Source organism: Streptomyces sp. NPDC085866 (genome assembly GCF_044541035.1).
Taxonomy (GTDB): Bacteria; Actinomycetota; Actinomycetes; order Streptomycetales; family Streptomycetaceae; genus Streptomyces.
The window spans coordinates 25,406-52,162 of sequence record NZ_JBITSQ010000002.1 but is presented as its reverse complement, the minus strand read 5'-3'; the positions used below and the strand labels follow the sequence as shown (position 1 = coordinate 52,162).

Genomic DNA, 26,757 nt, shown 5'->3' with positions numbered 1-26,757 from the left:
GTCGCCTCCTTCGCGGCCACTGCCGCTCTCTGCTCTGAAAACGGCCCCGCGCTCCCGACGGTTCCGGAGCTCGCCCCTGAGACATCCCTGAGACGCGCCCCCTAGTGGTCCAGGTCACAGCGTAAGCCTTCGAGGCGGACTCGCCACGTGCTGTAACCTCGGCCACTCCAAGCAAGTAGTCAAATTTGAGGAGTGCAGCGGAACTGTGCAGAGGACTCCCACGGAAGTATCCTCCGACCTGTCCGAACTGGCCCGCTGCTGCGCGGTGTTCGTACCGTCCGACCCCGCCCGCGCCGGCCTGATGGCCTTCTGGCGACCGGACGGCGAGACTCTTCCCGACCTCGCCCAGGGGTCCGCCTCGGAGCTGGACCTGGTGGTGCCCGCGCCGGACCGGGCCGTCGAGCGGGTACGGGTGCCCGCCCTGCTGCTGCCGGTGCGCGCCGCCCTGCCGGTGCTGACGCGCGCGTGCAGAGGCGGGCATCCATCGGGCCACCGCATTCTGGGGCACGGCCGGCCTGCTGGCCCTGCACTTCCTGGCGCGCGGCCTGCTCCTGCCGGGTCTCTCCTCCGGCGATCACGACGTCTGGCGGGTGGGGCCGCTGTCCGCGGGCGATGCGGAGCTGGTCCGCGAACTCGCCACGGCCATGCCTCCGGAGGCACACGCCGTGCCGCTCACCGTCGGCGAGCACCCTCGGCTCCCCGATCCCGAGCGGCTGCTGCACAGCTTCCTGGACGCGGTCGCCGACACGCTCCCCCGCTCTCCGGCCGCACCGCTCGTGACGGGTGGTGCGGCGTTCGCGGCACCGGAGCCGCAGCATCTGCCCGGCCTGCGCGCGTGGGCCGACGACATCGCCGCCGGGCACGACGCGGGCGTCCGCCTGTCGCTGCGCGTGGAGGCGCCAGGTCTGCAGGACGCCGTCCACGAGGACGACTCCCCCGTGCGGTTCCGTGCGGTGCTCCAAGTGCACGGCGTGAGCGGGGCAGCGGACGTCGCGGACGCAGCCGACCTGTGGGCCGGCTCGGGACCCGCGCGCGACGCGTTCGGGCCCCGCGCGCGGGCAGACACGCTGCTGGCACTGCGCCGGGCGGCCCGGGCGTGGCCGCCGCTGACGCCACTGCTCTCCGCCTCCGTGCCCGACGTCGTGGACCTAGTCGACGACGAGATCGCCGAACTTCTGGGCGAAGGCGCCCGGTCACTGGCCGCCGCGGGAGTCGACGTGCACTGGCCGAAAGAGCTGTCCCGCGAGCTGACCGCACACGCGGCCGTCGGCCCGCCGGACGGGAAGGGTTCGGTGCTGCCGTCGTTCCTCTCGGCCGACGCCCTGCTCACGTTCCGCTGGTGGTTCGCGCTGGGCGGACGCGAGCTGTCGCGCGAGGAACTGGACCGGCTCGCCGAGGCCAAGCGCCCCCTCGTGCGGCTGCGCGACCGATGGGTGCTGGTCGACCCGCGGGAGGCGGACCGCGCCCGTGACCGGCAGGACCGCTCCATCGCCCCGGTCGAGGCGCTGGCCGCCGCTCTGACGGGCTCGGCCGAGGTCGACGGCCACCGGGTCGACGTACGGCCCACGGGATGGCTGGCGCAGCTGCGGGAGCGGCTCGCGGATCCGGAGGCGGGACAGCCCGTCGTCCCGCCCCCGGCCCTTGCCGCCACTCTGCGGGACTACCAGCTGCGCGGCCTCGGCTGGCTGGCCCGGACGACGGCGCTCGGGCTGGGCTGCTGTCTGGCCGACGACATGGGGCTCGGCAAGACGGTCACGCTGATCGCACTGCACCTTCACCGGCAGGCGGACGCCTCGTCGGCCGGCCCCACGCTGGTGGTCTGCCCGGCGTCCCTGCTCGGCAACTGGCAACGCGAGATCGAGAGGTTCGCGCCCGGTGTCCCGGTGCGCCGGTTCCACGGCCCCGGGCGCGGTCTCGGCTCCCTGGCGGACGGGGAGTTCGTCCTCACGACGTACGGCACCATGCGCCTGGACGCCGAGCGGCTCGCCGAGGTGCGCTGGGGCATGGTCGTCGCCGACGAGGCACAGCATGTGAAGAATCCGTATGCGGCGACCGCGCGTGCGCTGCGGTCCATCGGAGCCCGCGCGCGTGTGGCGCTCACGGGCACGCCGGTGGAGAACAACCTCACGGAACTGTGGGCGATCCTCGACTGGACCACACCGGGTCTGCTCGGCCGCCTCGGCGCCTTCCGCGCACGGTACGCCCTGCCGGTCGAGGGCGGCCGGGATCCCGCCGCCGCGGAGCATCTGGCGCGGCTCGTGCGACCGTTCCTGCTGCGGCGCCGGAAGTCCGACCCCGGTATCGCCCCGGAACTGCCGCCGAAGACCGAGACCGATCACCCGGTGGCACTGACGCAGGAACAGGCGGGCCTGTACGAGGCGTTGGTCCGCGAGACCCTCGAGCGGATCGCGGACGCCGACGACATGGCCCGTCGTGGTCTGATCGTGAAGCTGCTGACCGGGCTGAAGCAGATCTGCAACCACCCGGCGCAGTTCCTCAAGGAGGACGACCCGAGGCTCACGGGACGCTCGGGGAAGCTGGAGCTGCTGGACGAACTGCTGGACACCATCCTCGCGGAGGGCTCGGGTGTCCTGGTCTTCACGCAGTACGTGCGGATGGCACGCCTGCTCGAACGGCACCTGACGGCCCGTGGGGTGCCCTCGCAGCTCCTGCACGGCGGCACCCCGGTCGCCGGGCGCGAGGCGCTGGTGCACCGCTTCCAGGCGGGCGAGGTGCCGGTGTTCCTGCTCTCGCTGAAGGCGGCGGGAACGGGCCTGAACCTCACGCGGGCCGAGCATGTCGTGCACTACGACCGCTGGTGGAACCCGGCGGTCGAGGCGCAGGCCACCGACCGCGCGTACCGCATCGGGCAGACCCGCCCGGTGCAGGTGCACCGGCTCATCGCCGAGGGGACCGTCGAGGACCGCATCGCCGAAATGCTGGGGCGCAAGCGGGAACTGGCGGACGCCGTGCTCGGCGCGGGCGAGGCGGCACTGACGGAGCTGACGGACGCGGAACTGGCCGAACTGGTGGAACTGCGCGGGGAGGCACGATGAATCACTACGCCGATGAGCACGACCGTGGCCTGGAGCGCACGTTCGCCGCGCTGCCGCCCGCGCGCGGGCGCGGGTTCGCGCAGACCTGGTGGGGCCGCGCCTGGCTTGGGGCGCTGGAGGAGGCGGCGCTGGACTCCGCCGCTGTGAAAGCGGGGCGCCGACTCGCGCGCGGGGGCGGCGTCGGCGCGGTGACGGTACGGCCGGGCCGGGTCACCGCAGTCGTCCGTGATCCGAAGGGCGCGGCGGCGCACCGGGCCGACGTCCTGGTGCCCGAGCTCTCCGCAGAGCAGTGGGCCGGTTTTCTGGACCTGGCCGTGGAGCAGGCGGGACACCTGGCCGCGCTCCTCGACGGGGAACTGCCCTCGCATCTGATCGAGGACGCGGCGGTCAGGGGCATCGAACTCCTTCCGGGTCTGGGCGATCTGGAGCCCAAGTGCGACTGTGACGCATGGGACCACTGCGGGCACACCGCCGCCCTGTGCCATCAGGTGGCGCGTCTGCTGGACGAGGATCCGTTCGTGCTCCTGCTCATGCGGGGCCGGGCGCGGAGCGCGTTCCTGGAGGAGCTGCATCTGCGGAGCGCCGCCTCTCCGGACGAGTCCGCCGGGGCGGAGGGCGTGGACGCGGCGGAGGCTTGGGCGGCCGCCGACATCCTGCCTCCGCTGCCTGCTCTGCCCCGCCTCCCGGAGACCCCCGGCGAACCGCTGTCCTTCGAGCCCGAGACGGCTCAGGCGTCGCCCGGGATCGACCCCGTGGCGCTGGAGTACCTGGCCGGGCGAACGGCCGTCGAGGCCCACCGATTGCTCGGGCAGAGCCTCGGCACCGACGGGGAGCCGGACATCGGGCTGACGGCCGCGCAGGACGCCGTACGGCTCGCCGAAGGCGCCGCTCCCGGTGCTGTCGCCGACCGGCTCGCCGAAGGTACGGGGCGGGGCGGCGACGGGCTGGCGACGGCCGTTCGTGCCTGGCGTGCCGGAGGTGCGGCGGCCCTGGCCGTGCTCGACGAGGAGTGGCAGGTGGAGGGCGCGGCGCTCGCACGCGCGCGTGCGGCCCTGGAGGCGGCCTGGGAGGAGGACGAGCGGCCGTTGTTCCGGCCGGTCGGCAACCGCTGGACCGTCCCGGCCGAAGGGGTTCAGCTACGCCTCGGCCAGGAGGGCCGCTGGTGGCCTTACCGCGAGGAGGACGGGCGCTGGGTTCCGGCGGGCGGCGCGGACCGGGATCCGGCGACGGCACTGGCCGCGGCGCGGCTCGTGCCGGAGGACCAGTCGCACGCGGGAACTTGACGGACTGTCAGTCCATGGCGAGTGCGACCCGACGAGTGGTGGACGCCGCTTGTTCACCCCGGGGTCGCGCGATGTTCCTCCTGGGGTCCAAATCTGGCCGCAGTCAGCGAACTTGCCCCCAGGAGGCCAGATGTCCCCGCACGCCACCGGCCGGCGCCGTGTCCACCGATCCGTCGCCACGGGCCTGCCCCTGGCCCTGGCCGCCGCCCTCGTGGCCGCGGGGACGGCCACAGCGGCGCCGTCCGGGGACGCCCGTGTCATCCGCACGGCGACCCTCGGGGAGATCCCGCTCGGCGCGTTCAGCAACGCGCTGCTGCCCGGCAGCGTGGACGACGACCACGGAGTGGACCTCGGGGGCATCGGCAGCGACATCTACCCGGCCGGCCGCAAGGGCGAGTACTGGACCGTGACCGACCGCGGCCCCAACGGTCAGGTCAAGGTGGACGGCAAGAAGCGCCGGACCTTCCCGATGCCGGGATTCGACCCCTCGATCGCGAAGATCCGGGTCTCCGGGGACGAGATCGAGGTGATCGACGCGATCCCGATCACCACGTCCTCGGGGAAGGCCGTCACCGGGCTGCCCAACCAGAAGAGCCGCGACGAGGCGCCGTACACCTACGACGCCACGACCCCGCTGTCGTACGACCCGAACGGTCTGGACACCGAGGGCATCGTGCGGGCCGGGGACGGGACCTTCTGGCTCGTGGACGAGTACGGCCCCTCGCTCATCCACGTCTCCGCGCGTGGGCAGGTGCTCACTCGTTACGTGCCCAAGGGGCTGACCCTCACCGGCGCCGACTACCCGGTGGTGGAGGCGCTGCCGTCCGTCCTGCTGCACCGGAAGATCAACCGCGGCTTCGAGGGGCTGGCGCAGCTTCCCTGCGGCGACCTGGTGATAGCCCTGCAGAGCCCGCTCTCGCTGCCCGACACGGCCGCCGGGGAGGCCTCGCGCACGACCCGTCTGCTGCGCTTCTCACCGCGGAAGCAGGCCGTCACCGCGGAGTACGCCTACCGCTTCGACCCGGTGAACGTCGTCGACCCCGGCGAGGACGACACCTCCGAGCTGAAGATCTCCTCGGTGGTGGCCGTCGGCGGTGACCGTCTGCTGGTGGAGGAGCGCACCGACAAGGCGGCCCGGCTGCAGCTGGTCAGGCTGGGGCAGAAGGCCGACATCCTCGGCGGCCCCTGGGACGACGACACGACCTCTCCGTCTCTGGAGCAGCTGGACGACCCGGCAGCGGCAGGCGTGCCGGTGCTGAACAAGCGGCTCGTCGTCGACCTGGGCAAGGTGAGTGGTGTGCCGGGGAAGATCGAGGGCATCGCGCGCGTGGACCGCGACACGCTCGCACTCCTCAATGCCAACGACTTCGGGATGACCGACGGAGCGGGCGCGTTCGACGCCCAGGGCCGCCTCGTCGACAGCGGGATCAAGACGACCCTGACGTACGTCCGGCTGCCCGAAGGCCTGTGAGAGGCGCTTTCAGGGCAGCTCGTCGGAGAGCGAGGGCAGGATCGACTCCAGGTCGCTCGGCAGCGTGCTCGGGAAGCCCGAGGGCAGCTCGGTCGGCAGCCGCGAAGGCAGCCGGCTGGGCAGCTCGGTGGGAAGGTCGAAGGAGGGCCGGGGAGAGCGGCTTGCGCTCGTGCCGCTCTCCTTCGGCGCCTTCTCGTCCCCCGAGCTGTGCTTCCCGGAGGCCATCAGCACCACGGTGAGGACGGTCGCGGCGGCCACGAGGAGGGCCAGGACGGCGAACAACGGGCCCCGGCTCCGCCGCGAAGGCACCGGAGGCCACGACCGGTCCGGCTCGCCCGGAGGGGGCGGGCCGAAGCCGCCCTGCGGCGGGCCGAAACCGCCGGGCGGAGGCGGGGTGCCGCCCGGCGGTCCGGGCGGGACGGGAGGTACAGGCGGCAGAGACATACCGTCCAGAGTCGCCACCGCCCGGCCATGAGGCCACCCGCGCACGGAAGCTGATACCGGCTCATGTCATGCACCGCACGATTCCGCCGCATCCCGCGCGGCGGGCGGTCAGCCCCAACCGGCGCCGCCGAATTCGACGAGCACGCGCGTGCGGGCCGCTCGGAAACGGCCCTCGCACGCGCGCGTGCGCACTCAGCCCCGTGCGCCCAGCAGGTGGTCCATCGCCAGCTGGTCCAGCCGTTCGAAGGCCATACCGCGCGCGGCGGCCGCCTCCACGTCGAAGTCCTCGAAGGCCGTGCGGTCGGCGAGCAGGGCCTGCAGGCCGTCCGCGGCGGTCGGCCGGGCCAGCTGGTCCAGCCGGGAGGCACGCAGCGCCTCCTGGACCTCCTGGTCGGCACGGAAGGCGGCCGCACGCTCCTTCAGGATGAGGTAGTTGCGCATGCAGCCGGCCGCCGACGCCCACACACCGTCGAGGTCCTCGGTCCGTGGCGGCTTGAAGTCGAAGTGGCGGGGCCCTTCGTAACCGGCGCTCTCCAGGAGGTCCACGAGCCAGAAGGCGGCACGCAGGTCGCCGGCGCCGAACCGCAGGTCCTGGTCGTACTTGATGCCGGACTGCCCGTTGAGGTCGATGTGGAAGAGCTTCCCGGCCCACAGGGCCTGCGCGATGCCGTGCGGGAAGTTGAGCCCGGCCATCTGCTCGTGGCCCACCTCGGGATTGACGCCGTACAGCTCGGGGCGCTCCAGACGCTCGATGAAGGCCAGCGCGTGACCGACCGTGGGCAGCAGGATGTCGCCGCGCGGCTCGTTCGGCTTGGGCTCGATGGCAAAGCGGACGTCGTAGCCCTGGGAGGTGACGTACTCGCCCAGGAGGTCGAACGCCTCCTTCATCCGGTCGAGGGCCGCGCGCACGTCCTTGGCGGCGCCGGACTCGGCGCCCTCACGGCCGCCCCAGGCGACGTACGTCCTGGCGCCCAGCTCGACGGCGAGATCGATGTTCCGGATCGTCTTGCGCAGTGCGTAGCGGCGGACGTCGCGGTCGTTGGCGGTGAAGGCGCCGTCCTTGAAGACGGGGTGCGTGAAGAGGTTCGTGGTGGCCATCGGGACGGTCATGCCGGTCGCGTCCAGGGCCTGACGGAAGCGCTTGATGTGCGACTCGCGCTCGGTGTCCGTGGCGCCGAAGGGGATCAGGTCGTCGTCGTGGAAGGTCACCCCGTGAGCGCCGAGCTCGGCCAGCCGCTGCACCGTCTCGACCGGGTCGAGGGCGCGGCGGGTGGCGTCGCCGAACGGGTCCCTTCCCTGCCAGCCGACGGTCCACAGGCCGAAGGTGAACCTGTCCTCGGGGGTGGGCTGGTAGCTCATGCCGCGACTCCTTGCTTCGTACGACTATTTCGTCATGGCCGTTTACAAATTAGTATGCGGACGCACCTCTGGGAAGAGACAAGGTGTGTCTTCGGCGACAAGGAGTCTTCGGCGGATGTCCTTGACCTGTGTCGTCGACCGATGCCGTTGACAGAAGTCTTGCCAGCTCACAGCACATCCCGCGCAGCCGCGGAGGAGGAGAACCCGATGTCAGCAGCCGAGGGTCCGCTCGTCGTCGGCGTGGACACATCCACCCAGTCCACGAAGGCGCTGGTCGTCGACGCGGCCACCGGGGAGGTCGTGGCGAGCGGCCAGGCGCCACACACCGTTTCCTCCGGTGCGGGCCGGGAGAGTGATCCGCGCCAGTGGTGGGACGCCCTGTGCGAGGCGCTGCGCCAGTGCGGTGAGCCCGCGCACGAGGCGGCCGCGGTGTCGGTCGGCGGGCAGCAGCACGGCCTGGTCACCCTGGACGAGCGGGGCGAGCCGGTACGTCCGGCGCTGCTCTGGAACGACGTCCGCTCGGCACCGCAGGCCCGCAGGCTCGTCGAGCAGCTGGGCGGCCCGAAGGGCTGGGCGGAGCGCACCGGCAGCGTGCCCGGAGCGTCGTTCACGGTCACGAAGTGGGCGTGGCTGGCCGAGCACGAGCCGGAGGCGGTCCGTGCCACCAGGGCGGTGCGGCTCCCCCACGACTACCTCACCGAGCGCATGACCGGACAGGGCACGACGGACCGCGGCGATGCCTCCGGCACCGGCTGGTGGGCGTCCGGGACGGAGGCGTACGACGAGGAGACGCTGGCGCACGTGGGCCTCGACCCGGCGCTGCTGCCCCGGGTGGTGCGGCCCGGCGAGGTGGCGGGCACCGTGCGCGAGCACCACGACCTGCCGTTCTCCAAGGGCACCCTGGTGGCGCCGGGCACCGGTGACAACGCGGCCGCGGCGCTGGGTCTCGGCCTGCGGCCGGGCACGCCGGTGCTGAGCCTCGGGACGTCAGGAACCGTGTACGCCGTCTCCAAGCACCGCCCCGCCGATCCGACGGGCACGGTGGCGGGCTTCGCGGACGCGCACGGCGACTGGCTGCCGCTGGCCTGCACCCTGAACTGCACCCTCGCCGTGGACCGCGTCGCGGCGCTGCTGGGCCTGGACCGAGAGGCCGTCGAGCCCGGTACCTCCGTCACCCTGCTGCCGTACCTGGACGGCGAGCGCACTCCGAACCTGCCGAACGCCTCCGGCCTGCTGCACGGGCTGCGGCACGACACCACCGCCGGCCAGCTGCTGCAGGCGGCCTACGACGGCGCGGTGCACGCACTGCTCGGCGCGCTCGACCTGGTCCTCGACCAGGACGCGGACCGCACCACCCCACTGCTGCTGATCGGCGGCGGAGCCCGGGGCACGGCCTGGCAGCAGACGGTACGGCGGCTGTCGGGGCGGCCGGTCCAGGTCCCGGAGGCCGGGGAACTGGTCGCCCTAGGGGCCGCGGCACAGGCCGCGGGCCTGCTGACCGGCGAGGACCCGGGCGCGGTGGCCCGTCGCTGGAACACGGCCGCCGGCCCGGTGCTGGACGCGGTGGAGCGGGACGAGGCGACGCTCGCCCGGATCACCGGGGTACTCTCCGACGCGGCCCCGCTGCTGGAGCGGAGGCCGGAATCCCGCTGAGCCCAGCCGCCGCACCCGAGCTGAGCCCGGCCGCAGACACCGAGGATTGACCAGGGCATGACCGCATCGCCGCACGAGGGCCGCCCGCCCGGTACCGGACGCTCTCTGCCGGACACCCAGCAGGGCATGCGCCGGCGCAACCTCGCCCGGGTGATGCACGCCGTCAGCGCGCAGGGCCCGCTGTCGCGGGCCGCGGTCGCCTCGCACATCGGCCTGACGCGGGCGGCGGTGTCGACACTCGTGGACGAGCTGATCCGCTGGGGGCTGCTGGAGGAACTGGGCCCGGAACGGCCGGGCCGGGTGGGCCGCCCCGGATCCGCGCTCGCGGTGAGCGGGCACGGTCCCGCCGGCATCGGGGCCGAGATCGGCGTCGACCACCTCGCGGTGTGCGCGGTCGACCTGCGCGGCGCGGTCCGCGCCCGGGCCGTGCGGCACGGCGCGAACCGGGGCCGCGCCCCGGGACCGGTGATCGAGGAGCTGACGGCGCTGGTCCGCCGGGTCGTGGCCGAGGCGGAGCGGGATGGGCTGTGGCCCGCCGGTCTCGCGGTCGCCGTACCGGGACTGGTGGCGCGGGACGGCCGCACGGTCGTGCGCGCCCCGAACCTCGACTGGAACGACACGGACCTCGGCCCCCTGCTGCCCGGCGGTCTGCCCGTGACCGTGGACAACGAGGCCAACTTCGGTGCTCTGGCCGAGTTGTGGCTCGCCGCCGGCACCCCTCGCGACTTCCTGCACGTGTCGGCCGAGATCGGCATCGGCGCCGCAGTCGTCGTGGACGGGCAACTGCTGCGCGGCACGCGGGGGTTCGCGGGCGAGCTGGGTCATGTGCCCGTCCGCCCGGACGGACCCGCCTGCCCGTGCGGCGGGCGTGGGTGCCTGGAGCAGTACGCCGGTGAGGAGGCGGTGCTGCGCGCGGCCGGGCTGGAGCCGAGGGAAGACCTGGTCGGCCTGCTCGCTGGACGGGCCGAGGAGGGCGACGAGGCCGTACGACGGGCTCTGCGGGACGCCGGCACGGCACTCGGCATCGCCCTGACCGGGGCGGTCAATCTGCTCGACCCCGAGACGGTCGTCCTCGGCGGGGCCCTCGCCGGCCTCTCCCCCTGGCTGCTGCCGTCGCTGGAGGCCGAGTTGACGGGCCGTACGACGGGACCGGCCTGCCCGGTTTCGGTGTCCGGACTGGGGCCCGAGGGCCCGCTCCTGGGCGCTGCCCACTCGGTCGTCCGGGCCGTCCTCGACGATCCGGCGGCGGTGGCCGAGCGGCCCTGACGGCTCGCTGCCGGGTGGACTCCAACGGCCCGGTGACGGCCTGGTCTCACTCGATCGGGTGGCGTAGTTGTCCACAGTCCGCCGGTTGTCCACGGAACTGCGGCGCACCCTTCTGCCCAACTCCCCCGCGCCGTACCGTGATTCACGCGAGGCGCAGTCGCCCTGCCTGTCCGGCGAAGCGCTCGCGGGACAAGGGGATGCACTCACGTCGGGTGACAGTCGGCTGACACGGATCGGGGGGAGACATGCACGCGGAGACGACCGGGGCGCTGCGGCGAAACGCCATCGGTCTGCGCGAGGTCCTGTTCCAGAGCATCACGGCGATGGCGCCGGCCGCCGCCGTGGCCGCATCGATCCCCGCGGGAGCCGCCTTCGCCGGCGGCAGCCTGCCGCTGGCCGTGCTGATCGCCCTGGTGGCCTGCCTGTTCACCGCGTCCTGCGTGGCCGAGCTGGCACGGGAGCTGCCCGCGGCCGGCTCGGTGGCCACCTACGCGGCGCGCGGGCTGCACCCGGCCGTCGGCTTCCTCGTCGGCTGGGGTTACGTGTTCGTGGAGACGCTGGTCCCTCCGCTGCTCCTCCTGCAGCTCGGCTTCACCACGGCGGGCACACTGCACGAGGAGTGGTCCTCGTATCCGGCGGACCTGTGGTGGCCGTGGTCGCTGGCGGGCGCCGCCGTGATCGCCGTCGCCGGTTACCTGGGCGTCCGCGCGTCGGCCCGCTTCGGCACCGTCCTCGGGAGCTTCGAGATCCTCGTCTTCCTGGTGTTCGCGGTCTGGCTCGTCGCCAGGGCGGGCGACGCCAACACCCTCTCGGTCTTCGGCACGTCACACACCGCGGACGGGTACGCCGGGATCAGCGGGGTCTTCGCCGGGTCCGTGTACACGGTCCTCGCGTTCGCCGGGTTCGAGGCCGCGGCGCCGCTCGCCGAGGAGACGCGCGACCCGCGCCGGACCATGCACCGCGCGGTCCTCGGAGCGGCTCTGGGCATCGGACTGTTCTACGTGGTCACGACCTACGCGATGACCGTCTACTTCGGCCCGGACCGCCTCGCGAGGTTCGGCGCGTCGGGAGCCGCCTCCTGGGAGGGCGTGGCCCGGGCCTCGTTCGGCCTCTTCTGGGTGCTGGTGTTCCTGGCGGTGGTCAACTCGGCGATCGCCAACGCCAACGCGTGCGCCAGCGTCTCCACCCGTACGGCCTTCGCCCTGGCCCGCATCCGGGTCCTGCCCCGCCTCCTCGCCACCCTGCATCCCCGACATCGCTCCCCCGTGGTGGGCATCACGGTGCAGACCGTCGTCGCGGTCGGCACCGTACTGGGGCTCGGCCTCGCCTACGACCCGGTGACCGCGTTCCTGCTCCTCGCCACAGTGATCGTCACGGTCGTCGTCGGCGTCTACATCGTCGTTAACCTCGCCTGTGCGGGTTACTTCCTGCGGGGCGGCCGGGAGGCGTTCAAGCCGGTCAGGCATCTGCTCTTCCCGTTGCTGGGCATCGCCGCGTTCGTCCCGGCACTGCTGACGGCCGCCGGGATCCCGGTGTTCGACTTCGTGACGGCACTCTCCGCGCCGGTCTCGTACGCGGGCCCGGTGGTCGGCGTCTGGATGGCGACCGGCGTGCTGGTGCTGCTGGTGCTGATGCGGCGTCACCCCGAGCGAATAGCCGAGACCGCACGGGTGCACGTCGAGGAACCCGACACGGCCGGCCACCGGCAGGACGGAGCAGTGCCTCGCTGACCGTACCGGCGAGCCGCCCCACCGGAAGGCCGACGGGGACCGATTCTCACTTCATGACCGCCGCACCGAAAGGAACGACTCCGCGATGACCGACCCCCGCATCCTGACCGTGCGCCCGGAACCGGACGAGTACGCCTGGACGTTCGGCGGTGCTCCCCCGATGGCCCGGATCGAGCCCGGAACGGTTCTCGACCTCTACACCGAGGACTGCTTCGCCGGCCGGGTGCGGTCGGAGAAGGACCTCGTCTCCGAGGTCTGCGAGTTTCCCTTCCTGAATCCGCAGACCGGCCCCTTCCATGTCGAGGGCGCCGAGCCCGGCGACACCGTGGCCGTGCACTTCGTGTCCGTCGAGCCGGCCCGGGACTGGGCCGCTTCGACCACGGTCCCCCTCTTCGGTGCGCTCACCTCGACGCACGCCACGGCCACGCTGCAGCCGCCGTTGCCGGAGCGGGTCTGGATCTGGCAGCTCGACCGCACCCGGCGCACCGCTCTCTTCCGCGCCCAGGACAGTGATCTCGAGCTGGAGCTGCCCCTCGACCCGATGCACGGCACGGTGGGCGTGGCCCCCGCCAACCTGGAGGTGCGCTCGGCCCTGGTCCCGGACGCGCACGGCGGGAACATGGACACGCCCGAGATGCGGGCCGGCGTCACCTGCTATCTGGGGGTCAATGTCGAGGGCGCCCTGCTCAGTCTCGGTGACGGGCACGCGCGGCAGGGCGAGGGCGAGACCTGCGGGGTCGCCGTGGAATGCGCGATGAACACCGTGGTGATCGTCGACCTCCTCAAGGACGTCGCCACGCCCTGGCCCCGGCTGGAATCGGACACGCACCTCATCTCGACCGGATCGGCGCGCCCGCTGGAGGACGCGTTCCGGATATCGCAGCTCGACCTGGTGCAGTGGCTGGTGCGCGACTACGGATTCAGTGAGCTGGACGCGTATCAGTTCGCAACCCAGGCGGTCGAATCGCCGTTGGCCAACGTGTGCGACACCAACTACACGTGCGTGGCCAAGCTCCGCAAGGAGTGGTTGCCCGCGCGGGAGACCTACCGCGGCATGCACGCGCGGCTGCGGGAGACGGCGCGGACGCTCGGCCGCTGACACCACATCAGTCGCACAGGCATGCGACGCCACCCACACCCGTTCCTGAAAGGCAGCCGACGATGGACACGAACCGGCCCGGACCGCAGCTCAGCAGGCGACGGATCCTGAAGGGCGCGGCTCTCGCCGCCGTCCCCTACTCGCTGCTCCCCGACGCCCGCGCCGGTGCGCAGGGAGCCGTCGACTACCCTCCGGCCGAGTGGCAGCCGGCGACCACCGCCAACTACACCTCGTCCGACCGCCCCGAGGACTACACCGTCGACCGCGTGATCATCCATGTCACGCAGGAGACGTACACGGACACGCTGGCCATCTTCCAGAACCCGCAGAAGAAGGTGTCCGCGCACTATGTGGTCCGCTCGGCCGACGGGCACGTCGCCCAGTGCGTGCACGAGGCCGATATCGCCTGGCACGCGGGCAACTGGGACTACAACACCCGCAGCATCGGCATCGAGCACGAGGGCTGGGTGAACCAGCCCGCCCTCTTCACCGACGCCCTCTACGAGCAGTCCGCGCAGCTGACGGCAGCCATCTGCGCCAGGTACGGCATCCCCAGGGACAGGGAGCACATCATCGGCCACTACCAGGTTCCGGGCACCGATCACACCGATCCGGGACCGTACTGGGACTGGGTCCGCTACATCAGACTGGTCAATTTCGCCTAGGTGGACGTCGAACCGGTTGTCCGCACCAACACGGCGCGTGACGATGGTCCCAGCCGTTTCACCGTCCGGGGAGGGCGAGTTGACCGATCCGTGGGTGGCCCTGGAGCCGGGGGCCGACCCCGCCGAGCGAGTCCGGGTGCTGCGCCGGGCGCACGAGACGTTCACCACGGCCGGCACGGTGCCGCGCCCGGTGCGCAATGTGGTGGCCGAGTCGTGGCGACGCAGCGCGCGAGCCGGTGTGGGGCCGGACGGCACGGCGAGCGTGGAGCTGACCGACGGCGACCTCGGTGCCTATCGGGCCGAGCACCCACTGGCCCGGGTGATGCCACTGTTCAGGGAGCTGATGGGCACCTTCGCCGCCGACGGCGAGCATCTGCTGGCGGTGTGCGACGTACACGGAAGGCTGTTGTGGGTCGAGGGACATCCGGGGACCCGGCGCCTGGCGGACCGGATGAACTTCGTGCCCGGGGCACGCTGGTCGGAGACGGCTGTCGGCACCAACGCGCCGGGTACCGCGGTCGCCTTGGACCGGCCGGTGCAGGTCTTCGCTGCGGAGCACTTCATACGGCGGGTCCAGCCGTGGACGTGCGCGGCGGCGCCGGTGCACGATCCGCACACGGGCCGGGTCCTCGGGGCCGTCGACATCACCGGTGGCGACGGGCTGGCGCATCCGCACAGTCTGGGCTTCGTGCAGGCGGTGGCGCGGGCCGCCGAGTCCCAGCTCGCGTTGCTCGCCCCGCCCCGGCGTGCCGAGGACACCGCGATGCTGAGCGCGCTGGGCCGCGACGAGGCCGAGCTCCGGCTGGACGGCCACCGCATCAGGCTCAGCCGTCGGCACAGCGAGATCCTGGTCCTCCTCGGCCGCCGTCCGGAAGGGATGACCGGCGACGAACTGCTGTGCGCCCTGTACGCGGACGAGTCGGTGACCCCGGTGACGCTGCGTGCCGAACTGGCCCGGCTGAGGCGCCTGTTGGGACCCGGCCTGCTCGCCTCACGGCCGTACCGGCTGACGGCGGCGCTCGAGTCCGACGCCGGCGTGGTGGAGCGGCGGCTGGAGACGGGTGCGTTGACGTCCGCGGTGGAGGCGTACACCGGCCCGCTGCTGCCGGGTTCGCAGGCCCCGGCGGTGGTGCGGCTGCGGCGCCGCCTGGCCGACGGTCTGCGGGCAGCCCTGATCACCCACAGCGACCCCGATCTGCTCGCGGACTGGGCGCATGCGCCGTGGGGTGAGGACGACCTGGAGGTGTGGCGGGCCCTCGCGGCGGTGCGGCCGTCGGCGCCGGTGCGGGCCCGGCTGGCAGCGCTGGAGGCCGAGCTGACCCTACCGGCTCACCGGACACGGGTGCCGGCCGGCGGCGCAACGTACTTGCAACATCCGCCCGCCTAGCCTCGCGCCGCGAGCTGCCCAACGGCGGGCAGCGCTTCACCGGGAGGCAGACCAGCATGACCCGTTACGCGGCGCCCGGCACCGAGGGCGCGATCGTCTCCTACCAGGCGCGCTACGACCACTTCATCGGCGGAGAGTACGTGCCGCCGTTGCGCGGGCAGTACTTCGAGAATCCGTCGCCGGTCAACGGGCAGCCGTTCACCGAGATCGCGCGCGGTACCGCGGAGGACGTCGAGCGGGCGCTGGACGCGGCGCACGAGGCCGCGCCCGCGTGGGGCCGTACGTCGGTGGCGGAGCGCGCCGACATACTGCTGAAGATCGCCGACCGCATGGAGGCCTACCTCGAACCCCTCGCAGTGGCCGAGAGCTGGGAGAACGGCAAGCCGGTGCGCGAGACGCTGGCGGCCGACATCCCGCTCGCCATCGACCACTTCCGCTACTTCGCGGGCGTCATCCGGGCGCAGGAGGGCTCGCTGGGCGAAATCGACGACGACACGGTGGCGTACCACTTCCACGAACCGCTCGGTGTGGTCGCGCAGATCATCCCGTGGAACTTCCCGATCCTGATGGCGACCTGGAAGCTCGCGCCGGCGCTGGCCGCGGGCAACGCGGTCGTCCTCAAGCCCGCGGAGCAGACCCCGGCGTCCATCCACTACTGGATGAGCCTGATCGCCGACCTGCTGCCGCCGGGCGTGGTCAACATCGTCAACGGCTTCGGCGTGGAGGCGGGCAAGCCGCTGGCGTCCAGCCCTCGGGTGGCGAAGGTGGCGTTCACCGGGGAGACCACGACCGGGCGGCTGATCATGCAGTACGCCTCGGAGAACATCAAGCCGGTCACCCTGGAGCTCGGCGGCAAGTCCCCGAACATCTTCTTCGACGACGTGTGGGCCCAGGACGACGACTTCCGGGACAAGGCGCTCGAAGGCTTCACCATGTTCGCGCTCAACCAGGGCGAGGTGTGCACCTGCCCCTCGCGGGCACTCGTCCAGCGCGGCAACTACGCGGAGTTCCTCGAGGCCGCCGTGGCCCGCACCCGTCAGATCAAGCCGGGGCACCCTCTCGACACCGACACGATGATCGGTGCCCAGGCCTCGAACGACCAGCTGGAGAAGATCCTCTCCTACCTGGACATCGGCCGGCAGGAAGGCGCCAAGGTCCTCACCGGCGGCGAACGCGTGGAGTACGACGGCGAGTTGAAGGGCGGTTACTACGTCCAGCCGACCATCTTCGAGGGCAACAACCGCATGCGGATCTTCCAGGAGGAGATCTTCGGTCCGGTCGTCTCGGTGGCCTCGTTCGACGACTTCGGCGACGCCATCAAGATCGCGAACGACACGCTGTACGGCCTCGGCGCGGGCGTGTGGACGCGGGACATCAACACCGCGTACCGTGCGGGCCGCGCGATCCAGGCGGGCCGGGTCTGGACGAACTGCTACCACGCCTACCCCGCGCATGCGGCGTTCGGCGGTTACAAGCAGTCCGGTATCGGCCGCGAGACGCACAAGATGATGCTGGAGCACTACCAGCAGACCAAGAATCTTCTGGTGTCGTACTCGCCGAAGAGGCTGGGCTTCTTCTAGACACATGCGAAAAGGCGCCTGACCTGGGTTTTCACCCGTCAGGCGCCCTTCGCGCAACCCGCTCTCGACCGGGCCCGGCTTGCGCGCTAACTCCCAATTCCTCCCACGACTGCACCCCTCCTGACCAGTGCTTCCGGACCAGTCACGGACCAAACCCTCGGTTCAGCCCTCGGGTACGTCACCTTGACTGACGCGCTGCCACTCGTCCATGGACTGCTCGATGAGACGGTTCGCCTGCTCTCGAAGGCCGTCAAGGAACTTGGCGTAGTGACGAAAGAGAACCTCGATGCTCTGGCCGGCGCGGCGGGCGCACTCGGCCGGGTCCACTCCGGAGTAGAGCCAGAACGAGATCCCGGCGTGCCGGAGATCGTAAGGCCGCTTGGCCAGGCGAGAAGTGCGCTCAGTACGGGTCAGGGCGTATTCCCGGGCCCGCGCCCATGTGATGCCGTAGGCAGCAGCGTCCACGTAGTTGCCAGCCTGGTTCCGGAAAAGTCGACCGTCAGGTGCCACGTCGAACCGATTCACATGGGCACGCAGCATGCGTACGAACTGCGGCGGGATGGGAACAGGCCGCGTCGCGCTTGCCGCGCGACGCTTGAGCGAGTGCACCTCGTGCACCTCACCGTCCTCGGTCCACTCCTTGCCAGACGTGACGACCCCACCCGAGAGGCCGCGTCCAGCAGCCTGACCACAGAGCGCGGCAGCCACCACGTGCGCTGCGTCCCGTCGCGGGTCTGCTCCACGACTATCTGTCGCCAGTCGATCCCCGCCAGGGGGTACGGCCGGCCGACTTCACGTCGTGCTGCCCGCTCCCCGGCCGCCCAGCTCCTGCAGTTCCCCCGTGATGCGCCGGCGCCAACGCAGCGGCGTTTCCTCGTTGCAGTCCTGCTTCGGCGCCCCACGAAACGGACCGATGCGGACGAGGTCTTGCCGATCCATCCCCACCGCGTTCAGTTCCGCGGCCGCCCGGCGCACCTCGACCTCCACAACACTCCACTGACCGCCGCTCGCCCTCACCGTCGCCACTGCATGGCTGCCGAGCAGGACGTACCCCACCCGGGCACGGGCAGGAGAGCAGGTGAATGCCCCAGGAGCCGTCGGCACAGGACTGTCGGCCGTCAAATCGACCCACGAAGCCGGTCAGGTCCTCGACCTCGGGTCCGTGGCCGGCGATGAGCAGGCGGCGCACGCCTGACCACATCGCGGCGCACTAACACATGACGCAGGTCCGCCGGTTGACGACGAGTTCCAGGGCGGGTCCTCCGCGGGCGCCCAGGTCCCAGCTGCCGAAGCCGGCCTGGGCGAGCGACAGGGCGACGACTGCGGCGTGGGTGGAGGAGAGGCCGGAGGCCATGCCCAGGTTGACGCCCGCTGATCGGATGCGGCCGGTCTCGGTCTCGACGACGAGAGCGGCGAACGGGCCGCCGGTGCCTTCCTGGTGGTTGCCTGCGGCGAGGCGGTTGATGAGGCGAATGCGGTCTTCGTCGGTGGGCAGGGTGTCGGGAACGTCGGGGAGTTCGGAGGTCACCCAGGCGGGGAGCTGGACGCCGAAGTGGGTGGGCAGGGCAGAGGGCATGGTCGTCGGGGCAGCCCGCTCCCACGGTCTGCTCGACGCCCTCAACACCGGCGGCATCCGGTGCCGGGCCGACAAGGCGTACCAGGGCTTCGGCCCCGCCGTCCGCGTCCCCTTCCGCGGCCGCTGGAACAAGCTCTGCGCCGGGAAGAAAGGCCGTCGACCGCGCCTACCCGAAGATCCGCGCGCTCGGCGAACAGGCCATGGCCACCCTCAAGTCCTGGCGCCTGCTGCGGAAGCTCCGCTGCGGCACCACCCGCATCACCGACCTCGTCAAGGCCGTCCCCACCCTGGAGCTGACCGCCTCAACCTGAGGAGGAAGCCTCACTGCCTCCTATACTCCTGGCGTGTTTGATACGTCGAACCTCTTCCACGTTTCGTCCGTGCTCAATCGGCAGTCGATCGCACAGCATGGCCTGGATTGGACCCGGATGGGCGCCGCACCGGGAATCGCCGGCAGCCGCCGCCCTGAGGTGGAGGGGATCTTCGTCTGTCTGGGCGAGGAGACAGCAGAGTTCTTCCTTCAGATCAACAACACCGGTGGGCCGGTTGATCTCTGGTCCGTGGACGGCATCGATGAGGGGTTGCTCCTCGACAACGGCAACGGATTCGTCTACCTGCCCGGCCGCATACCAGCCGCGCAAGTCCACCTCGTGCGATCAGACGTTCCTCCGCAGCTTGGTTTTTGACTTCGCACGGCGACACGACTGGGGGCGGGCCCACGCGGAATCTGGCTGCGAGCTCGGCAAAGGTGGTGGTTGCAGCGCAGGTGGGCCAGGGTCGTCAGCGCCTGGCGGCTGCAGGTCAGCCGCCGCCGGGTGCCGATCTGTCGTCGGCGAGCGGCCAACCCCCGCCGCAGCAGCCGCGACTCGGAAGTGGACAGATGCAGCCCGGATGGGTGGGCAATGACTCGGGGCTCTAGGCGGGGAAGGTTGTGTTAGCCGACAACCCATCTACCTGAGGCTTCGTTGTCCCGTCACCGCAACCCCTCGATCTCACAGCCAGGTTGGAAGGGGCTCACGGCCCACGTCAGCCTTCGCTCGTTCGAGCGAATTGTTTCGAACCACCCGCCGCTGACAAACGGAACTGACACCATGCCGCCGTCGTACGTCAACCTCGAGTCGAAGGCGAGCCATTGGAACGGCAGGCCAATGAGCGGCAACTCTCGGTGCTGAAGTGGGTGGAAGACGGGTGCCCTGCCGGCAATTGGGAGACCAGCTCCTACAAGACCACCTGTCAGGCACTGCAGAACCGCGGCCTGGTCCTGGTCTCCCGGAAGGGTGGGCAGTGGAACGTCGCCTTGACAAGCGCCGGCCAGCACTACCTGGCGCACGGCGCATACCCTCCCCGTGGATCGCGCCCGCGGAAGACCCAGGCCGCCGCTCCGCAACCCCCGTCCCCCCGAGCGCAGGAAACTCCGGCCTCCACGTGAAAGCCAAGCCCTCCTCCACAGCGTCGCGTGACATTCACGGAGCAACTGCTGCAAGAGCTCGCGGAGGCAGGCGGCCAGATCGTCAAGCCCGGCAGCAGTCCAGACTCGGAGAAGTGGCCGTCCCGGATCGCCGCGGCGCGCAGATCCGGAAGGATTCCGGAGACGAAGGAGCTGTACGGCGGTTGGTCCCGTGGCGGGTACGAGATCAAGCTCGTCGACATCCCCGCCTGGCGCCTTGCCGTCCTCGAACCCGTCCCCGTGCCCGCCCGGCTCATCCGCCCGCACACCGTGGTCCGGGCCATGCAGAACGAACAACAGCCGCTGGGCCTGTCCAGGCCTGTCCAGGGACGTGCTCTCCGGCTCATCCAGGCGCTGATCACCGCTGCCGAGGCCGAAGGACACTCCTGTTCGGCGGGAGCGACCGGCTTCGCGCCCCCGTCTCACCGCCGCCGCAGAGCGTCTCCCCACTTCACCATCTCCGCACAGGGCCAGACCGTGGGGTTCCTCGTCCTCCAGGAACAGGACCGGACCGAGCACGTCGCCACCGAGAAGGAACTCGTCGACGCCAAGAAGAACTCCTGGATCAGGATCCCCCGCTTCGACTACACCCCATCCGAACGCCTCCGCTTCGTCCTCAGCGGCGGCCAACCGCACCGGGCAAGCGAATGGTCCGACGCCCCCGGCCACCCCCTCGAAGACCAGCTCGCCGAGATCGCACAGGAGGTCACCCTCCGCGGCGAAGCCGCCGAATGCAGACGTCTCGACGAGATCGAAGCCGCACGCCAGAAGCGCATCCGCTGGGAATCCGCCATGGAAGACGCCCGCATCCAGTACGCCGAGGCGTACCGCTTCAGACACTTTGAAGCGCAGGAAGCGGCATGGCGCCACGCCACCGGACTGACGGAGTACTTGAGCGCCGTACGCACGCGAGTCGAGGCCATGACCCCGGGGCAGACCAGAACCGAAGCCGAAGTATGGATCAGCTGGGCAGCATCCACCGTCGAGCGCCTCGACCCATTACACACACCACCCCGACTGCCCGACATCCCCGAGCCACGGGCCGACGACCTCAGGCCCTTCCTCGCCCTGGCGCGCGAAGCGAAATTCGGCCTTACTCCCGATTTCTCTCACCTGTCTCCCACCTCTGACCAGCACCGACGTACGGCCGCACGCGGGCGCGGCCTCGTGCGCGGCGTCCAGCGCCCGCTCGACGTCCTCCGCGGTACCTCGCGCGATCTCGAAGGTCACGCCTACGCCTGTCACGCCCTGGTGCGGGCCATCATCGACCCCATGAACGCCGGTCCCGCCGGCCCGAGGGCGACCGGATACAGTGCGCGGGACGGCAGCCTGGTCAGGGAGGGGAAGCGTGACCGACACCAGCAACACCCGGCCCGCCGAGGGTGAAGCGCAAGCGCAGCGGCAGAGCCGACTGCTCCGCCTGATGCGCTACATCCCCCTGATCGCCCCCGTCCTGCTGTGGGCCGTGCCCTGCTGGGTGCTCCTGCACAGCGGCCAGCACTGGCCGCTGCCCGTCACGCTGGTCGGCACCGCCCTTTTCGTTCTCGGCCTCATCGGTATGCCGCTCGCGATGGTGCGCGGCCACGGCCGGCGCCAGCAGGACCCGGCGGCGATCATCGGTGACACCCTGCTGGGCACCAGCTGGGTTCTGTTCACCTGGTCCGTTCTGCTCGGGGCCCTCCTGCGGCTCGCCCTGACCGTGGCCGGCGTCGGCGAGAGCCAGGACCGGGCACGAATCGTCACTTGGGCCGTCCTCGGCGTCACCGCCGTACTGCTCGCCTGGGGGTACGCCGAGGCCCGCCGTGTGCCACGCGTGCGCCGACTCGACGTGCAACTCCCGCGACTGGGTGCCGGGTTGGACGGTATCCGCGTCGTCCTCATCACCGACACCCACTACGGCCCACTCGATCGCGCTCGCTGGTCGGCACGGGTATGCGAGACGGTGAACGCTCTGGAAGCCGACCTGGTCTGCCACACCGGCGACATCGCGGACGGCACGGCCGAACGCCGCCGTGCCCAGGCCGTCCCGCTCAGTACTGTGCGGGCCACCCGGGCCCGTGTATACGTCACCGGCAACCACGAGTACTACAGCGAGGCCCAGGGCTGGGTCGACCTGATGGACGAGCTGGGCTGGGAGCCGCTCCGCAACCGCCATCTGCTGCTCGAACGCGGAGGCGACACCCTCGTGGTCGCCGGCGTGGATGACGTCACCGCCGAGTCCTCCGGCCTGGCAGGCCACCGCGCCCATCTCGCCGGAGCTTTGAACGGCGCCGACCCCGACCTGCCCGTCCTGCTCTTGGCACACCAGCCCAAGTTCGTCGACCAGGCGGCAGCCGACGGCATCGACCTCCAACTCTCCGGCCACACCCACGGCGGCCAGATCTGGCCCTTCCACCATCTGGTCCGCATCGACCAGCCCGTCCTCGCCGGCCTCAGCCACCACGGCACCCGCACCCTCCTCTACACCAGCCGCGGCACCGGCTTCTGGGGCCCGCCGTTCCGCGTCTTCGCCCCCAGCGAGATCACCCTGCTCGTGCTCCGCTCCCCGCACCTGCCCACCTCGCCGTAGCGCAGCACGGCGTGCTGCGTCGCGGAGGGCGGCGTCCTCAGGGCACCCGTCGACGGGGTGCGCATCGAACCGGTGCAGAGGGAGGACCGCCCAGCAGCGTTTCCCGGTGGGGGCCGGGGTGCTCCCGTGCAGGAGGCTTAGGGCGCCGACGAGGGTGAGGCCGCGGCCGTTCTCGTCGCAGGGGCCCGCCTGCCGCGGGTGCGGCACCGTGTCGGCGTGGTCGAGGACCTCCACCAGGAGGAGGCCGTGGTCCAGGGCCGTCGTGACGGTCAGCGGACCGGCCCCGTGCATCGCCGCGTTGGTGAGCAGTTCGGATGCGACCACGTCGAGATCCGCGCACTGTTCCTCGTCGAGAACACCCCAGCCCCGCACCGTCGCCGAGAGTCGGTGCCGCGTGGCACTGACCTCCGCGGGTGTCGCTGCGCAGGTGATACGGGTCTCGGTGCGGCGCATGGAAGGACAGCTCCTGGAAGTGAGGGGCGGCCGGCGGCGCCGGCCGCCCGGGAGATCAGCACTGGATCACGTGGACGGCCGGACCGCCGCGGGCGGTCTCCTTGTACTTGGAGTTCATGTCGGCGCCGGTTTCGCGCATGGTTCTGATCGCCGTGTCGAGCGGGACGACGTGCTGTCCGTTTCCGCTGACGGCCATCCGGGCCGCGGTGATCGCCTTCACGGCTGCGACGGCGTTGCGTTCGATGCACGGAATCTGGACCAGTCCGCCCACCGGGTCACAGGTCAGCCCGAGGTGGTGTTCGAGGGCGATCTCCGCGGCGTTCTCCGCCTGTCCGGCTGTTCCTCCCATCACTTCCGCCAGGCCCGCGGCGGCCATGGACGCGGCCGAGCCGACCTCGCCCTGGCAGCCGACCTCGGCACCGGAGATGGAGGCGTTCTCCTTGATGAGGCCGCCGATGGCCGCAGCGGTGAGGAGGAAACGGACGACGCCCTCGTCGTCGGCTTCGGGAACGCAGTCCTGGTAATGGCACAGGACCGCCGGGATGATGCCGGCGGCTCCGTTGGTGGGGGCGGTGACGACCCGTCCGCCTGCCGCGTTCTCCTCGTTGACGGCCAGGGCGTGCAGCGCCACGCGATCCATGGCCCGCAGCGGATCGTCGCCGGCCGCGCTCGCTTCGAGCGCTCGCCGGAGACCAGGTGCGCGGCGTGCGACGTTCAGGCCGCCGGGCAGGATCCCCTCGGTCGTACAACCCCGCCGTACGCAGTCCCGCATGACGTCCCAGATCGCCAGCAGTCCGGCTCGCACGTCCTTCTCCGGACGCCAGGTGTTCTCGTTGGCGAGCACGAGGTCGCTGATGCGCCTGTCTCCCGCCCGCGCGAGGAGTTCCTCGCCGGAGGTGAAGGGGTGGGGCACCGCTGGGCTGTCCGGACAGGCTGACCGCTCGCCGAGCAGGAAGCCTCCTCCGACCGAGTAGGAGGTCCGCGACAGGAGGGCGCAGCCGGTGGGGTCGCAGGCGGTGAAGCTCATGCCGTTGGGGTGGCCGGGCAGGGTCCGGCGGTGGAGTGCCAGGTCGTAGTCGGCCATGTGCCGGCCCAGGAGGGGGACTTGTCCTTCCGCTCTGAACCGGCCTACCCGTTCGTCCGCGGTCTCCGTGTCCACGGTGGCGGGCTCCTCACCCGTCAGACCGAGGAGGACCGCCTTGTCGGTGCCGTGGCCGGGCCCGGTCGCGCCGAGCGAACCGTACAGGTCGATCCGTACGAACGACACGCGCTCCAGCAGCGCGGTGTCGGCCAGTGCCCGGGCGAAGAGACGTGCGGCGCGCATGGGGCCCACGGTGTGCGAACTGGAGGGGCCGATGCCCACGGTGAAGAGGTCGAACGCGCTGATCACTGGGCCTCCGGGGTGGTGGTGCCGAGGGCGGCCGGGGACTCCGCGTCGGGGATGAGGACGTGGGGGGTGCCGGTGCCGTCGGCGGAGACCGCCCACACATCGGAGTGGTCGCGTCCCCGGGGCAGGGCATAGGCGACGGTGTGCAGGTCGGTCCAGGCGGCCTGGTCGTCCACACTGCGGGTCTCGGCGAGCGGGGTCACCCGGTGGGTGGCGAGGTCCAGGACGGACAGGCGCCAGCCGCGGGCGGGGTCGCCGCCGTGGGCCGACTTGAAGGCGATGCGGGTGCCGTCGGGCGAGAGCGAGGGGCACTCCACGTGGTCCGTCAGGGTCCGCAGGCGGTGCGTGGCCATGTCACCGAGAACGAGGTAGCGGTGGCCCGTCGTGGACATGGTGGCGTAGAAGTGGCGGTCGTCCGAGGCGAAGGTGACGCCCCAGAAGTTGCGGTCCGAGGCCCGGTAGGGCTTGCCCGCCACGGTGACCGTCCAGTCCTCCAGGGTGGGGACCAGTTCCTGGGTGCGGGTGTCGAGGATGCCCGCCCGGGTGGAGAAGCGTCCCCCGTTGTAGGAGTCACCGGTGACGAAGACGGTCCAGGCGGCCATCCGGCCACTGGGTGAGAGGCGCGCCCGGTCGGGTACGCCGACCAGGGGGATCTCACGGATCGTGTGCAGGTGCGTGTCGAGGACGACGAGCTGGTAGGTCGTCAGCCCGCCGTCGAGGCGCAGGCACAGCCCGTTGCCGCCGGACGCGTACACCCGGGCGCACGACAAGGACGAGACGATGCGCTTCCCGGCCGGTGCACCGGCCGGGACGGAGACCAGGTGGCCCGCACTGCCCGGGGCGGTACTGCGTGCCACCAGACGCGGTCCCGGGGCGAGCGAGACGGTGCCGTCCGTCGCCGCTCGCGCGGGGGTCGCGCTCTCGCGGGCGTTCGCGATGGACAGGGCCGCCAGGACGGTCAGCGCGACGACCGCGACCAGCGCGCCGATCACACGGGTGCCGGGCCGGATCATGCGTCGGCTCCATGGTCCGTGCGGACGGGGAGGAGTACGGCCGTTGCGGCGGTGGCCAGCACCACGCCGCCCGCCGCGGCCCCGGTGGCCACGGCGCTTCCCCAGCCGGACCAGACGAACCCGAAGGCGAGGGAGGAGGCGAAGTAGGCGAGCGCCTGGACGGTCTGCACGCAGGCCAGAGCGGTGGTGCGCAGCCCCGGGGGCAGCAGGGGGCCGGCCAGGGCCATCAGGACTCCGTCGGTGGCGGCATAGAAGGCGCCGTAGCAGCCCAGCGCGGCCATGGTCGGCACGGCACCGGACAGCGGGCTGCACAGCAGCAGGTAGACGGCGAGGAGAGCGCCGTAGCCGGCCAGCAGCACGGTGCGGCGGCCGTACCGGTCGGCGACTGCGCCCAAGGGGGCGGCGAGGAGGAGGTAGACGAGGTTGGTGCCCACCGCCATGAGGGGGAACCAGCCGGTCGGCATGGACTGACGCCGCATCAACAGCAGGTAGACGAAGCCGTCTCCGATGGTGATGAGCCCCAGCAGCCCGGCCGCGTACAGCAGTCTGCGGACGGCGGCGGACCGCAGCAGTGCCCCCGCGCGGCGGAGATCGACGGCGGCGGATGCGGCGGCGCAGCGCCCGTCGTGGCGGTCGCGGGCGAGGAGGGCCAGGGCGAGCAGACCAGTGGCGGCGACGCAGAAACTGGTGAGGAACAGCGCTCCGAATGCGGCCTGGGTGGTCGTGCCGACGGCCGCGAGCACGCCGAGCGCGGCCAGGGGGCCCGCGAAGGCGCCCATGCTGTCCATCGCCCGGTGGATGCCGAAGGCGCGTCCGAGCAGCGGCTCGGGGACCGACAGGGTGATGAGCGCATCCCGTGGCGCGGTGCGCAGCCCCTTGCCGGCGCGGTCGGCGACGATGACCGCGCCGAGCGCCGGCACGGAGGAACCGGCGGCGAGGAGACCCAGTTTGGCCGCGGCGGAGATGCCGTAGCCGATCCCGGCGACCGCCTTGCGCCGGTGGAGACGGTCGGCGGCATAGCCTCCGACCAGCCGCAGCAGGGCGGTCGCCCCGGTGTAGAGGCCGTCCATCAGGCCGTAGGCGGCCGGGCTCAGATGCAGGGTGAGCACGAAGTAGAGCGGCAGGACGGCGGTGACCATCTCGGCCGAGACGTCGGTGAGCAGGCTCACGACCCCGAGTGCCAGGACATTGACACCGACCGCGGCGACGGTGCCGCGCATGCCCCGGTGCGGGTGGTTCCCTCGGGGTCGGTCGATGGTGGACAGGTACACGGCCGTGTTTCGCCTCCTCGGGCTGAGATCGGGCAGGGTGGGTGGGAG

At 71.6% G+C, this 26,757-nt stretch carries 20 protein-coding genes and 3 pseudogenes; 14 read left to right on the top strand and 9 right to left on the bottom strand.

The window, feature by feature from the left end; all coding sequences use genetic code 11:
* The first annotated feature begins 205 nt into the window (after window positions 1–205).
* The 3 genes and pseudogenes from ACIF83_RS03675 to ACIF83_RS03665 all read left to right on the top strand — a co-directional run bounded on the left by ACIF83_RS03675 (window position 206) and on the right by ACIF83_RS03665 (window position 5,810).
* A pseudogene (locus ACIF83_RS03675) lies at window positions 206–3,056 on the top strand (DEAD/DEAH box helicase).
* Window positions 3,053–4,339 (top strand): SWF or SNF family helicase, encoded by a 1,287-nt coding sequence (locus tag ACIF83_RS03670; protein ID WP_393478362.1) that lies wholly within the window; start codon window positions 3,053–3,055, stop codon window positions 4,337–4,339. Before ACIF83_RS03675 ends, ACIF83_RS03670 begins: the two are co-directional and overlap by 4 nt.
* 130 nt (window positions 4,340–4,469) lie before the next feature.
* A complete protein-coding gene (locus tag ACIF83_RS03665) occupies window positions 4,470–5,810 on the top strand; it encodes an esterase-like activity of phytase family protein (RefSeq protein WP_399723212.1) in 1,341 nt (446 codons plus the stop codon).
* Window positions 5,811–5,819: 9 nt separating this feature from the next.
* Here ACIF83_RS03665 and ACIF83_RS03660 read toward each other — a convergent pair whose 3' ends face one another.
* Together ACIF83_RS03660 and xylA are read right to left on the bottom strand one after the other, a co-directional pair.
* Entirely contained in the window at window positions 5,820–6,092 is a 273-nt protein-coding gene (locus ACIF83_RS03660; protein WP_393478357.1) for a hypothetical protein, read from the bottom strand.
* A 354-nt stretch (window positions 6,093–6,446) separates the two neighbouring features.
* Complete coding sequence (xylA, locus tag ACIF83_RS03655) at window positions 6,447–7,613, bottom strand: xylose isomerase (protein ID WP_399723210.1); 1,167 nt, start codon at window positions 7,611–7,613, stop codon at window positions 6,447–6,449.
* A 207-nt stretch (window positions 7,614–7,820) separates the two neighbouring features.
* Here xylA and xylB point away from each other — a divergent pair, with 207 nt between their 5' ends.
* The 7 genes from xylB (at window position 7,821) to adh (ending at window position 16,993) form a co-directional block, all read left to right on the top strand.
* Window positions 7,821–9,266, top strand: a complete 1,446-nt coding sequence (gene xylB / locus ACIF83_RS03650; RefSeq protein WP_393478351.1) for a xylulokinase — start codon at window positions 7,821–7,823, stop codon at window positions 9,264–9,266.
* 57 nt (window positions 9,267–9,323) lie between these two features.
* Window positions 9,324–10,532: an ROK family protein gene (locus ACIF83_RS03645; protein WP_399723208.1), complete on the top strand. Its 1,209-nt coding sequence runs from the start codon at window positions 9,324–9,326 to the stop codon at window positions 10,530–10,532.
* A gap of 245 nt (window positions 10,533–10,777) precedes the next feature.
* On the top strand, window positions 10,778–12,262 hold the full coding sequence (locus ACIF83_RS03640; RefSeq protein ID WP_399723206.1) for an APC family permease: 1,485 nt from the start codon (window positions 10,778–10,780) through the stop codon (window positions 12,260–12,262).
* Window positions 12,263–12,347: 85 nt separating this feature from the next.
* Window positions 12,348–13,361: an acetamidase/formamidase family protein gene (locus ACIF83_RS03635; RefSeq protein ID WP_393478344.1), complete on the top strand. Its 1,014-nt coding sequence runs from the start codon at window positions 12,348–12,350 to the stop codon at window positions 13,359–13,361.
* A gap of 62 nt (window positions 13,362–13,423) precedes the next feature.
* The gene (locus tag ACIF83_RS03630; protein ID WP_393478342.1) at window positions 13,424–14,026 is read left to right on the top strand and encodes an N-acetylmuramoyl-L-alanine amidase; all 603 of its coding nucleotides are present in this window, start codon (window positions 13,424–13,426) and stop codon (window positions 14,024–14,026) included.
* A 79-nt stretch (window positions 14,027–14,105) separates the two neighbouring features.
* Window positions 14,106–15,413, top strand: coding sequence for a GAF domain-containing protein (locus tag ACIF83_RS03625; protein ID WP_399723204.1), 1,308 nt, complete (start codon window positions 14,106–14,108; stop codon window positions 15,411–15,413).
* A 56-nt stretch (window positions 15,414–15,469) separates the two neighbouring features.
* A complete protein-coding gene (adh, locus tag ACIF83_RS03620) occupies window positions 15,470–16,993 on the top strand; it encodes an aldehyde dehydrogenase (RefSeq protein WP_399723202.1) in 1,524 nt (507 codons plus the stop codon).
* A gap of 162 nt (window positions 16,994–17,155) precedes the next feature.
* Here the strand turns inward: adh and ACIF83_RS03615 are convergent, their stop codons facing one another.
* From ACIF83_RS03615 to ACIF83_RS03605, 3 genes are all read right to left on the bottom strand, one after another.
* Window positions 17,156–17,704, bottom strand: a complete 549-nt coding sequence (locus ACIF83_RS03615) for a hypothetical protein (protein WP_399723200.1) — start codon at window positions 17,702–17,704, stop codon at window positions 17,156–17,158.
* An 81-nt stretch (window positions 17,705–17,785) separates the two neighbouring features.
* Window positions 17,786–18,049 carry a hypothetical protein gene (locus tag ACIF83_RS03610; protein ID WP_399723198.1) on the bottom strand — a complete coding sequence of 88 codons (264 nt, stop codon included), beginning with the start codon at window positions 18,047–18,049 and terminating at the stop codon, window positions 17,786–17,788.
* A 154-nt stretch (window positions 18,050–18,203) separates the two neighbouring features.
* Complete coding sequence (locus ACIF83_RS03605; protein ID WP_399723196.1) at window positions 18,204–18,569, bottom strand: hypothetical protein; 366 nt, start codon at window positions 18,567–18,569, stop codon at window positions 18,204–18,206.
* Between the two features lie 4 nt (window positions 18,570–18,573).
* Between ACIF83_RS03605 and ACIF83_RS03600 the strand changes: the two are divergent.
* From ACIF83_RS03600 to ACIF83_RS03585, 4 genes and pseudogenes are all read left to right on the top strand, one after another.
* Window positions 18,574–18,880, top strand: a pseudogene (locus tag ACIF83_RS03600) (IS5/IS1182 family transposase); the annotation flags it as partial.
* 33 nt (window positions 18,881–18,913) lie between these two features.
* Complete coding sequence (locus tag ACIF83_RS03595) at window positions 18,914–19,255, top strand: hypothetical protein (RefSeq protein WP_393478329.1); 342 nt, start codon at window positions 18,914–18,916, stop codon at window positions 19,253–19,255.
* 1,043 nt (window positions 19,256–20,298) lie between these two features.
* On the top strand, window positions 20,299–21,402 hold the full coding sequence (locus tag ACIF83_RS03590; protein ID WP_399724075.1) for a hypothetical protein: 1,104 nt from the start codon (window positions 20,299–20,301) through the stop codon (window positions 21,400–21,402).
* A complete protein-coding gene (locus ACIF83_RS03585; RefSeq protein ID WP_399723194.1) occupies window positions 21,365–22,585 on the top strand; it encodes a metallophosphoesterase in 1,221 nt (406 codons plus the stop codon). Before ACIF83_RS03590 ends, ACIF83_RS03585 begins: the two co-directional genes overlap by 38 nt.
* A 195-nt stretch (window positions 22,586–22,780) precedes the next feature.
* Here ACIF83_RS03585 and ACIF83_RS03580 read toward each other — a convergent pair.
* From ACIF83_RS03580 to ACIF83_RS03565, 4 genes and pseudogenes are all read right to left on the bottom strand, one after another.
* Window positions 22,781–23,038, bottom strand: a pseudogene (locus ACIF83_RS03580) (ATP-binding protein); the annotation flags it as partial.
* A gap of 55 nt (window positions 23,039–23,093) precedes the next feature.
* Window positions 23,094–24,428 carry an L-serine ammonia-lyase gene (locus ACIF83_RS03575; RefSeq protein ID WP_399723192.1) on the bottom strand — a complete coding sequence of 445 codons (1,335 nt, stop codon included), beginning with the start codon at window positions 24,426–24,428 and terminating at the stop codon, window positions 23,094–23,096.
* Window positions 24,425–25,438, bottom strand: a complete 1,014-nt coding sequence (locus tag ACIF83_RS03570; protein WP_399723190.1) for a TolB family protein — start codon at window positions 25,436–25,438, stop codon at window positions 24,425–24,427. The genes ACIF83_RS03575 and ACIF83_RS03570 overlap by 4 nt, the downstream gene beginning before the upstream one ends.
* On the bottom strand, window positions 25,435–26,709 hold the full coding sequence (locus ACIF83_RS03565; protein ID WP_399723189.1) for an MFS transporter: 1,275 nt from the start codon (window positions 26,707–26,709) through the stop codon (window positions 25,435–25,437). The genes ACIF83_RS03570 and ACIF83_RS03565 overlap by 4 nt, the downstream gene beginning before the upstream one ends.
* Between the last annotated feature and the right edge of the window lie 48 nt (window positions 26,710–26,757).